9 protein-coding genes are annotated in these 10,430 nt (G+C 44.3%); 6 read left to right on the top strand and 3 right to left on the bottom strand.

Features of this window, described 5'->3' with window-relative positions; translation table 11 throughout:
* Nucleotides 1-130 precede the first annotated feature (130 nt).
* The 5 genes from yccS (at nucleotide 131) to L4B77_RS18135 (ending at nucleotide 5,694) form a co-directional block, all read left to right on the top strand.
* Nucleotides 131-2,317 carry a YccS family putative transporter gene (gene yccS / locus L4B77_RS18155; protein WP_372040941.1) on the top strand — a complete coding sequence of 729 codons (2,187 nt, stop codon included), beginning with the start codon at nucleotides 131-133 and terminating at the stop codon, nucleotides 2,315-2,317.
* 325 nt (nucleotides 2,318-2,642) lie between these two features.
* Nucleotides 2,643-2,828 carry a hypothetical protein gene (locus L4B77_RS18150; protein ID WP_261840202.1) on the top strand — a complete coding sequence of 62 codons (186 nt, stop codon included), beginning with the start codon at nucleotides 2,643-2,645 and terminating at the stop codon, nucleotides 2,826-2,828.
* A 137-nt stretch (nucleotides 2,829-2,965) separates the two neighbouring features.
* Nucleotides 2,966-3,286, top strand: a complete 321-nt coding sequence (locus L4B77_RS18145; protein ID WP_429752137.1) for a hypothetical protein — start codon at nucleotides 2,966-2,968, stop codon at nucleotides 3,284-3,286.
* A gap of 183 nt (nucleotides 3,287-3,469) precedes the next feature.
* The gene (locus tag L4B77_RS18140) at nucleotides 3,470-4,729 is read left to right on the top strand and encodes a hydroxymethylglutaryl-CoA reductase (RefSeq protein ID WP_429752135.1); all 1,260 of its coding nucleotides are present in this window, start codon (nucleotides 3,470-3,472) and stop codon (nucleotides 4,727-4,729) included.
* A 53-nt stretch (nucleotides 4,730-4,782) separates the two neighbouring features.
* The gene (locus tag L4B77_RS18135) at nucleotides 4,783-5,694 is read left to right on the top strand and encodes a LysR family transcriptional regulator (protein WP_429752133.1); all 912 of its coding nucleotides are present in this window, start codon (nucleotides 4,783-4,785) and stop codon (nucleotides 5,692-5,694) included.
* Nucleotides 5,695-5,785: 91 nt separating this feature from the next.
* Here the strand turns inward: L4B77_RS18135 and L4B77_RS18130 are convergent, their stop codons facing one another.
* From L4B77_RS18130 to L4B77_RS18120, 3 genes are all read right to left on the bottom strand, one after another.
* The gene (locus tag L4B77_RS18130; RefSeq protein ID WP_429752140.1) at nucleotides 5,786-6,700 is read right to left on the bottom strand and encodes a YjjW family glycine radical enzyme activase; all 915 of its coding nucleotides are present in this window, start codon (nucleotides 6,698-6,700) and stop codon (nucleotides 5,786-5,788) included.
* A gap of 42 nt (nucleotides 6,701-6,742) precedes the next feature.
* Complete coding sequence (locus tag L4B77_RS18125; protein ID WP_429752131.1) at nucleotides 6,743-8,308, bottom strand: YjjI family glycine radical enzyme; 1,566 nt, start codon at nucleotides 8,306-8,308, stop codon at nucleotides 6,743-6,745.
* Between the two features lie 321 nt (nucleotides 8,309-8,629).
* Nucleotides 8,630-9,229: a class I SAM-dependent DNA methyltransferase gene (locus L4B77_RS18120; protein WP_261840759.1), complete on the bottom strand. Its 600-nt coding sequence runs from the start codon at nucleotides 9,227-9,229 to the stop codon at nucleotides 8,630-8,632.
* A gap of 161 nt (nucleotides 9,230-9,390) precedes the next feature.
* On the opposite strand from L4B77_RS18120, the gene L4B77_RS18115 reads away from it, so the two are divergent.
* Nucleotides 9,391-10,269 carry a LysR family transcriptional regulator gene (locus L4B77_RS18115; protein WP_009845583.1) on the top strand — a complete coding sequence of 293 codons (879 nt, stop codon included), beginning with the start codon at nucleotides 9,391-9,393 and terminating at the stop codon, nucleotides 10,267-10,269.
* Nucleotides 10,270-10,430 lie beyond the last annotated feature (161 nt).

Genomic DNA, 10,430 nt, shown 5'->3' with positions numbered 1-10,430 from the left:
ATGATAATTAATAATATCTCATCTCTTATCGACGCTTTCATGACCACTTAAGGGCAATTATGGATAAGTATCAAATTGTTGTGCTTGATTTCTGTTAGGATTATGGTTTTAGTGTGTTAAGTGAGCAACTGTGGACTTCTCTGCCAAATTACGTCTTTATTGGGCGAATAAAACCATAAATTACAGTGTATTAATCCTCATAACTCTGCTCGGTGTTGTGGTGCCTACTTGGTACTATGGACAAAACACACTCATCACACCTCTCATTTTAGGTATCATCGCAGCCGCGTTAGCAGAAAGCGACGATAGCTTCACTGGTCGCTTGAAAGCTCTCAGTCTTACGTTTATCTGCTTTGCAATCGCGGCCTTTTCTATTGAATTACTTTTCAATACACCTTGGTTGTTCGCACTAGGGCTTTTTGTCTCAACATTTTCGTTCATCATACTTGGTGCGATTGGGCCTAAATACGCGAGTATTGCATTCGGCTCTCTGCTGGTCGCCATCTATACCATGCTCGGTGCTCATGAAAGCACCAACCTATGGTTTCAACCGTTGCTATTACTGACAGGGGCCGCTTGGTACTACTTTATGTCAATGATTTGGCAAATAGTATGGCCAATGCAACCTGTCCAGCAAAACCTTGCTACGGTATTTGATCAGATCGGCACTTACATGGAATCCAAGGCCGAGCTATTCTACCCAGTATCAGACCTTATTCCTCAACCTCACCGTATTATTGAGTCTAAATTAAACGCAAGTACTGTGAATGCACTCAACATGTGTAAAGCAACACTGCTTAACCGCTCTAAACGAGGGCATATTGACGGCCCTAGTGATAGATTCCTAAATACCTACTTTATTGCCCAAGACATTCATGAACGAGTGAGCTCAACCCACTATCGCTATCAAGAACTGGCCAAGCACTTCGAACGTTCAGATGTGCTATTCCGCTTTAAATACCTACTAGAGGCACAAGCCACAGCGTGTAAAGAAGTCGCGAGTTCACTTAAAGTCGGCGCAGAGTATCAACACGGTGACAAATCTGTTTTAGCTCTTGATGAACTGATGTCCTCCCTCACTCACCTTCATCAGAAGAATAAACCTGAATGGAAACCGTTGTTGAACCAGTTAGATTACCTTTTCAATAACTTAGCCACTGTTGAAAAGCAGCTATCAAACATCAGCAACCCAGACGTCATAAAGTTAGAAGAAGGTGTATTAAACGATACCAATCCACATACGTTAACAGCCATGTGGCAAAAGATCAGAGCGAACCTGAATACCGATTCTATGTTGTTTCGCCACGCCGCTCGGATGGCAATCACACTGACGCTTGGCTACGGGATAATTCAAGGTTTTGATATCGAACGTGGCTATTGGATCCTATTGACGACCTTATTCGTGTGCCAACCCAATTACAGTGCCACACGACAAAAGCTGACCGCTCGAGTCATTGGCACAGTCGCTGGCTTGTTGATTGGGGTTCTGCTATTAACATTCTTCCCTTCTCAAGAGAGCCAACTGGTATTCATCGTTGTCAGTGGCGTGATGTTCTTCGCGTTACGCATTAACAACTATGGTTTCGCTACTGGTTTTATCACCTTATTGGTCTTATTTTGCTTTAATCAACTTGGTGAGGGTTATGCGGTCGTTCTACCGAGATTGGCCGATACCTTTATTGGCTGCGCCCTTGCTGTTTTAGCGGTGATTTACATATTACCTGACTGGCAATCGAAACGACTTCACAAAGTCATGGCTGATGCCCTCGATGCCAATAAAAATTATTTGGATCAAATCATTGGCCAATATCGCATCGGGAAAAAGGACACCTTAAATTACCGTATTGCCCGCCGTAACGCACACAATAACGACGCTAATCTCACCCTCGCTATCAGCAGTATGTTAGTTGAACCCGGCAAATATCGAACCTCTGAAGATGAAAGTTTTCGATTTTTGACGCTTAACCACGCTATGCTCAGCTACATTTCGGCCTTGGGAGCGCATAGAACTCGCATTGACGATGAAGCGACACATAAACTCGTTCTAGACGCACACAGCGTCATACACGAGCACTTAGATGCGCTCAATGAGCAACTGTTCTCTCATCAAGAGCAATGCGACGTGAAAAATGCTTACGACCCTGAACTGGACCAGCGCTTGAATGAGTGGCGAGAAGAAGATGAAAGCTCGGTCAGAATGGTTTTACAACAACTCCATTTGATTTATCGGATGCTTCCCGAGTTACATACGCTAGCAACCAAATTCGCGGTCAAGGTAAAAATAGATAAACCGCTTGAAAGCGATCATTCTGAGTAGAAAACAAATGAATTAAAAACAAAAAGATAGCGAACGATGGTTAAATATTAAACACCGCATATCTTCACACTTCCACCTAACCACACGACGTAACCAGTGGCACTACCGTCATAACCCCCATATCGCAATAGCTTGGGGGTTTTTACATTATAATAATATTCCTGACATGGATTGACCTCCCCATAACATCTCCTAACACTTTTCGGACAATAAACAAGCAAGGCGATTTATAGTGTATTAGTTCTCGGAAGTAACAAATTGCAATGAATTATTCATTGAATATTGTTTGATTTCACGCACCAATAGTCTATGCTCAATTGAGCATATGGATTTGCACCAAGGTCACATTATGAATACACAACAATTTGAAGAGTTTAAACAACAGTTACAACATCTTAATTCGCAGCAACTGAAAGTGTTACAAGGCGAAATAGATGGTAACCTTGAGAGCGACAAACGTACCGTGCTTACTGATGAAGAGTTAAACGCGCTAAATGACCTGTTCAGTTAATAGGCAGATCACTATTTTTGCTTAAGTTCACATTTTCGCTTAAGTTCACATTTTCAACGTAGACTTCATCTGTTCACCATCGCGCTCAAAATATCGTCCGCCTAGACTCATTTCATACGTCAATAAAAGGTTCTGCTATGTCGATATCTGGTATTCAACCTGGTTACGCCATTATCCAGCAGTCAGCAAACATGGCTGAAGAAGCCGCAATCGAGCTCAACCAAGCCTCCCAACATTCTCTAGAATCCGACGACACGTTCCAAGCTAGCGATCTCAGTTTTAATCAAATTGCACCTGAAAAATCTCTTTCTTCAAAAGACAAACAACCTGAACTTATTCCATCCTCAAGTGAAGCCTTGCTAAAACTGACACAAAGTGCAAATTATAATCGTATTGGTGCGAGTGTCGTTGATCGTCAAAACGATGCCATTGATCGTATTCTCGATATCCATATCTAATCTAGACACGATCTTACGTCTTTTCTATGTCCTTAACCTGATAGTTTCAATCACTCTCGATGCTTTTTGTCGCGATAAGTCCACAAACTGTAACTCATTATATCTGATGCTTGTTTCTGGTTTATTACTCGGTAGAATCAGCGCAAACTATTCTTGCCGCACAAATTTGACTTCGTAGTAATTATGCCAAAACTCAACCTGCATCGCCGTGACTATGTTTCTATTTTAGGAGGTGCCATCTCCGCAGACGAATTAGAAAATAAGCTTCAACCTCATTTTGAGAAGCCAGTCAATAAACTGACTCCAAGCCCGTACCTGACAGAAAAAAATCTATCGCGCCGTTGGGCTTCTCTCGACAATTCAGAATCACAGCAACAGTTGCTTGATCCCCATACTCAAAGTCAGATGCAAGCCTATGAAAAAAACATCGAGCATTTTATTGGCACCGTTAAAGTTCCTGTTGGCATATCCGGTCCTTTAAGAGTTAATGGCCTATTTGCAAAAGGCGATTACCTCGTTCCGTTAGCAACCACAGAAGCGGCGCTTGTTGCGTCTTATAACCGCGGATCAACATTGATCACCGCTTGTGGCGGCGCAAGTGCGATGTTACTCAATGAAGGCGTGACACGTACACCAGGTTTCGCATTTCGGGGCTTAGTTGAAGCAGGGCAATTTGTGGCTTGGGCGGTTACCCAATACGACCAGTTTAAAACATTGGCAGAGTCTACCACTTCACACGGTAAACTGACTGACATCAATATCAACATCGAAGGCAATCATGTCTATTTGGTGTTCGAATTTCTAACCGGAGACGCGTCCGGTCAGAATATGGTGACGATTGCGACCAACGCTGTTTTTGAGTACATCATTGAAAATACGCCGGTCAAACCCGATCACGCGTTCCTTGATGGCAACTTATCAGGCGACAAAAAAGCCAATACTCAAACCTTGCGTAGCGTTCGTGGTAAAAAGGTCACAGCCGAAGTGAATATCTCTGCAGAGCTTGTCGCTAAGTACCTACATACCACGCCAGAAAAGATGATGCAGTTTGGACAAATGACCACCGTCGGTGGTGCTTTGAGCGGTACAATTGGTATCAATGCTCATTATGCAAATGCGCTTGCGGCACTTTACATTGCTTGTGGCCAAGACGCAGCGTGTGTGGCTGAATCGGCAATTGGTATGACACGAATGGAACTGAACAAAGAAGGCGGCTTATACGCGAGCGTGACACTGCCGAACTTGATGTTAGGGACAGTCGGAGGCGGTACCAGCCTACCAAGCCAAAAGGCGTGTCTAGACTTGCTAGGACTGCACGGCAACGGTAAATCACAAGCCCTAGCTGAAGTCTGTGCTGCATTATGTTTAGCCGGTGAACTATCAATTGTTGGCGCGTTTTGTGCTGGTCATTTTTCGCGAGCTCATCACAAGTTAGCGCGCTAATTTCTGTTATAAGATCTTAAACCTACCGTTGTCACGTATTGAGTGAGTTGTGAATGGATTACTTACATTTATCAAGAGTGAGTCTTAAACACCTCACTGCGCTGCATATTATGCTGAACACACACAGCGTCACTCAAACCTCAGAACAACTCTTTGTCAGCCCTTCAAGTATAAGCAAAACATTATCTCAGTTACGTGACATCCTCAACGACGAGCTTTTCTATCGAGATGGCACCCAACTTATCCCGACTCCCTTTGCTCTGAAGATAGCTCCAACCGTTCACGCGATCCTTTCCAGCATGAATGGGTTGCTTCATCAGAAAAGTTTTACCCCTCAAGAATACCAAGGCAGCTTTTCTCTTTCGATGCGTGAAAGTACCTTTGAGGTGTTCGCGTCGAAGATAAGTAAAATCACGACTAGACTGGCACCAAAAGCGAAATTCAACATCTATTCGAAACAGCAGCTCGGCTTCGATGCTTTACTCAGTGGCCAGGTCAATTTAATCTTGCTGCCCCATGATATTTCGCAGCCACCAACGGACGATAAAGAGTTGGTTTGGGAAACCATTCTTACCGATGAAATGGTTTGTTTAATGAACGCGCATCACCCTCTTGCGCAGCAAGAACTGTCGGTGGAAGGCTATTTAGATTATAAACACATTGGGATTTTAGATAACGAACTGTCTCAGCCTTACTTTGAGCAAAACTTAGTTCAATATCATAAGCCAAGAGAGATGGCGATATCGGTCGCGGACTTTGGCGCTGCGGCTGTGTTGTGCCACCATACGCCTTTCCTGTTCACTTGCTCTAAACAGTGGGCTGAGCAAGCACAAGGGTTGGTCAGCAAACCACTGCCTTTTGATTACGGTAAGGTGGCGTATAGCTTGGTGTGGAACAAGCCCAATATGAATGACCAAGCGATCAAATGGTTGTGTGACTTGTTTTTAGAAGCTGAGTGTTTTTAGAGGCTGAATGTTTTTAGACGCCTCGACTTTGTTGCAGCAGAGTTAACGAACGAGGCGAGTTTTAGAAAGGCTCTATTTTGAAAAGAAATTATTAGATATAGACCTCCGGAGTTTGCATCGGCCTTTGTACAATAGCGTAGAGCTTATCGTAAAAGCTCTGCACCTGTTGTTCTGTGCATTTCGGCCACTCTAAAGCCTCTCCAATCACACCATGGTGTTGAAATGCATTCAGCCGAATTCGAACATCATGTGGTAGCGCCTTCAAGTAACGCCCCACCTGCTCAATTTCGTCCTCAAGGTCGCTTTTATTGGGGATATGCAGCAACCTAACTTCGTGCAGTTTTCCTTTATCTGCAAGGTAGTCAATGGTTTTAAACACCCGATGGTTGCCTCTGCCCACTAACCATTGATGCGTTTCCGATTGCCATGATTTTAAGTCAATCATCGCACCATCGAGATAAGGCAACACCTTGTCCCACCCTTGCAGTGACAGCGAACCATTACTATCGATAAAGCACGTTAAGTGCGACAACTGAACATCGCTTTTTATCGCTTTGAATAACTCGATGATAAACGGCAGTTGCATCGTCGCTTCACCGCCAGAAACGGTAATACCACTCAAGAAAAACTGATTATGCCTGACGAGTTCAAGCACCTCCGAGACCGTCATTGAGGTCATTTTCGGGCTCGACTTATGGTCGCAGATATCAATGCAATGGTCGCAGTGGGTGCAGGCTACTGGGGCCCACTTCACGTTGCCATCAACCATGCTTAAAGCACGGCTCGGACAGACGCTAACGCAGTCACCACAATGGTTACAGTGGTTGATGGTGTGGGGGTTGTGACAGGTAATACAGTCAAAATTGCAGCCCTGAAGAAACAGCACCAAGCGGTTTCCCGGGCCATCAACACAAGAAAAGGTCAGCACACGGCTGACCTTCGCTTGTATTTCTGTCTTATTATTTTTAACCCTAGCCATTTGAGTTGTTAGATCAGAAATTTTCATCATTCGTATTGTTTGGTTATGGGGATCCGTTAGATCAGGGGGCTATTGGTACGTCGGTGACATCTCTAAGCTCGCCACACGTGGTTTACGCTCTAATATGCCCGTATTCTTCGCAGCTTCAGCACCTAAAAAGGTGGTATTGGTGCGAGAGCCTTGCTCGTCATACTTGGCAATATCAGACAGCTTAATCATGTAACCCGTCACACGAACCAAATCGTTTGATGCCACGTTAGCCGTGAACTCTCGATAACCCGCTTGAATCGCACCTTTACACAAGTTGAACATCGCTTCTGGATTTGATTTCACTGTCTCGTCGATGGTTAAAATGTCACTGATACCCGAGGTGTAGAACTTATGGTGACCCGCAGTCGCACGAACATAAGAGACAGGATCCGGTTCGGTGCCATAAGGAATACGGACACCCGGAGTCACATCTTCATCTAAACTAATACCGCCTTGAGCGTGCAACAGAGCTTTACCTTCCAGCCCATATTTCACTTCAGAGCTTTCCACGATCTCCGCCAGCTTTTCAGAGATACGGTGACCGAGTTGATTCGCCTGTTCATCGTGACCATAGCGCCCTGCTAGGCCCTCTTTCTCCATCAAGATGTTGACTGCTTCCGCCATGCCATAAATACCAAACATTGGTGCGAACCGATCTTCTTGAATCAGCCCTTCTTTGGTTAAGAATCCTTCAAAAAAGTGAGACTTTTCATGTAAAAAACGACTACGTGCGTTCATTAATTCGATCATGATAGCACTGTAGTTCGGCAACACATGCTGTAAGAAATCCGCACTGCTCTCTGATTTCAACGCCACTTGCTTGAGATTCATACGCACTAAGGTGTTTGAACCACCGGCTAACGGCAGAGAGTTATAGCAGCTCACGATACCAAAACGCTTGTCGCCGTATGCCTCGGCATGTGCTGGATAGTTTGCGATATGTGGTTTACTGCATTCGCAGATGTTGCTCGCCGCATGACGAAGTAGATCATCAGGGGTCACGGCAGGGTCGTACATAAAGGTTAAGTTTGGCGCGATCTGTTTCAGTTCCGCATCGACACGCAAAATCGTACGACAGACAATGTTGTCTGTCGGCCCGATGTTTACGTGCATGAACGCATCTGGCAGTGTGCGATCCAACATGATCCAGAACAGCTTAATCTTTTGGTATACCTGATCTTCCGTTAAGTCGCCCACGAAAGGCATCAACACATCATCCAACTGACCTAGGTAAACTGGAATGGAAGTGACAGAAGGTACATGGTGGTAAAGGATGGTGAGCATGTTCAATGCTTCATCGAAGTTGGTTGCCGCGCTAAGCTCTAAATACTCTGAGCCTTGATGTAAGTATTTAGAATAATCTGGAAGTACATAGCGCGGCTTAAATGGGGCATGCCCTTCAAACATGTCACACAACACACCTTGTTGTAAGGCTTGCTCGACTTCTTTGCTTACCGGCATATACGGCAGGCTGGCTTCAGCTTCTAAGGCAAGATAGCTCGACTTCTGCTTTGGAGACAGTTTGCTATCTGAAATGATATGGCGAAAACGTTGTTGTTGCTCTGAAAGAGGTACTGGCGTAGATGACACAGACTGGTGGCTCATGATAAAACCCTTAATATTATTATGGATTTATTTTATCGCTCACACTTACATTTCCACTAATGAAATGTATTCAAGACTGTATTTCCCAAATGGAAATAACCTGTAAATCCACTCGTGATTATTGGCTTATCGAAAGCTGACGTTAAGCAATAGAAAATTAAAAACGTAAGGATAGATGAACTGAGACAACACAGACTAAGCCGCCCTATATGCAGCACAAACCGGCAAGAATAAAAAACCCACATCACTGGCTCTAAACCGTTGATGTGGGTTTTATTGTCTGTATTGGTATCAGCAAAGAGTGAGAAACCCTCGAGTCGCCTACAGATCAGGAAGCACTTGTTTACGACCGACACCCATTAATACCTTTAACGCACCTTGTGGCGTGTCAATCGAAAACGGTGTCGAGACTTCAACAATCGAGAAACCGGCTGCACTCAATACATTTTCAGAGCGCTGTAGACTAATGCCATAATCTTCACCGTCACTGTCTAGGTACCAATCCCAGTGCACAAAAATACCATCGTTTTCCAGCAAGGTGTAAATCAGACTGACGGTGTCTTGTAGGTTAGGGATGAAACCACACACCGAAGAGGCGACAACTAAATCAAACTGGTTTCTGAATGCTGGATGCTGCGCTGCGAGCCCGCGCGATAGAATATCAACAACCGGTTCAACGTTCGCTAACTCTTTCTTATCCAACTCTTCAATCATCCCTTCTGAGATATCAAGAGCAATGATCTCTTTTGCTAAGGGAGCGATTTTCTGGCTGAGTAACCCTGTACCACAACCAAAATCAAGGACACGGGTTCCATTCAAATCAACGAGCTGTGTTAACTGGTCAAATGTGGACTGTGCAAATACTGCGGTCGCGGGATCTTTATCCCAATCCGGTGCGTACTCGTCCCATTGTTTCGCCATCATGGCCTCCATCTTTACTTCTTGTAGGTTCGGAACTGTCCCCAGAGTAAACCAAATTCGTCAATTCGTCATAGAGTTATCATGCAAAGATGGACTATTTCTAAGATAGTCAGCACAATATTCAGATAATATGTTCCACTCCTGTTCAATATGGAAATGAAATGAACCTTTCTCAAGTCCAAGCCTTTTGTTCTGTTGCTGATTTAGGATCTGTCTCTGAAGCCGCTCGACAACTTGAATGCAACCGAACCAAACTGAGCATGTCGATCAAAGCTTTGGAAAAGGAGTTGGATGTCGAGTTGTTTGTTCGCAGTGGCAACCATGTTGAACTGTCTGAGGCAGGAAAAGCCATTTACAAGGACTGTGAAGGCATGTTGGTGACGGCAGCACGCATTAAGCAAACCTGTTTACATGTTTCGGGTGAGTTCAACGCCGAGATTTGGATTGCACGCGATGACTCACTCCCCGATGAAATGTGGCAAAGTTTATCTCACGCCCTAAACAACAAATACCCTTCAACTTCTTTCAACTTTGTCTTAGCGTCCAGTGGCGATCTCGCCAACTTGGTTGAAACTCAACAAGTCGATTTCGCCTTTGGCGTCGATTACGAACGTGTCGATGACCCAAGAATTATCTATAACCCACTTGGTAAGATTCGAATGATGTCGGTGTGTAAAAAAGGGCATGATTTAAGTGCGATGCGACGAGTGTCGGATGAAGTACTGCGAAATTCGATGCAAGCAACTATGGTTTATCTTAATGAAAAAGATAATCCAGAACTTGAGCCCTTCTCTCGCCGATACATCGGCTTCTCTAGCTTCGATTTTATGTTGGATACTATCCTACGAGAAGATGCATGGGGCGTAATGCCTGAGCCATTGATTCGCCACTTACTGCGTGAGCAGGAATTGGCAGTGATTAAGCACACATACGGTCTAACACAAGAAGATTACTGTATGTTTACCGCAGCAGGTATGGCAGAACACCCAGGTATGAATTGGTTAGCGGATCAGATCAGCGATTACTTGTTTGATTTCTAAAATGTTTTGTTTACCCCGATTTGTCCTTCCACACCAATAGATCAAACAGACGGCCTCCTCTTAGAAAACACTCATCGTCAACTATATTGACACCTAAATTTAATCTTAACTAATTGAATTTCATTAGATTAATAACAAGTCATCTTTATAACCCGTAAAAC

It is taken from the genome of Vibrio minamisatsumaniensis (assembly GCF_050337445.1).
GTDB lineage: Bacteria > Pseudomonadota > Gammaproteobacteria > Enterobacterales > Vibrionaceae > Vibrio > Vibrio artabrorum.
This window is presented reverse-complemented; position numbering and strand designations above follow the sequence as displayed.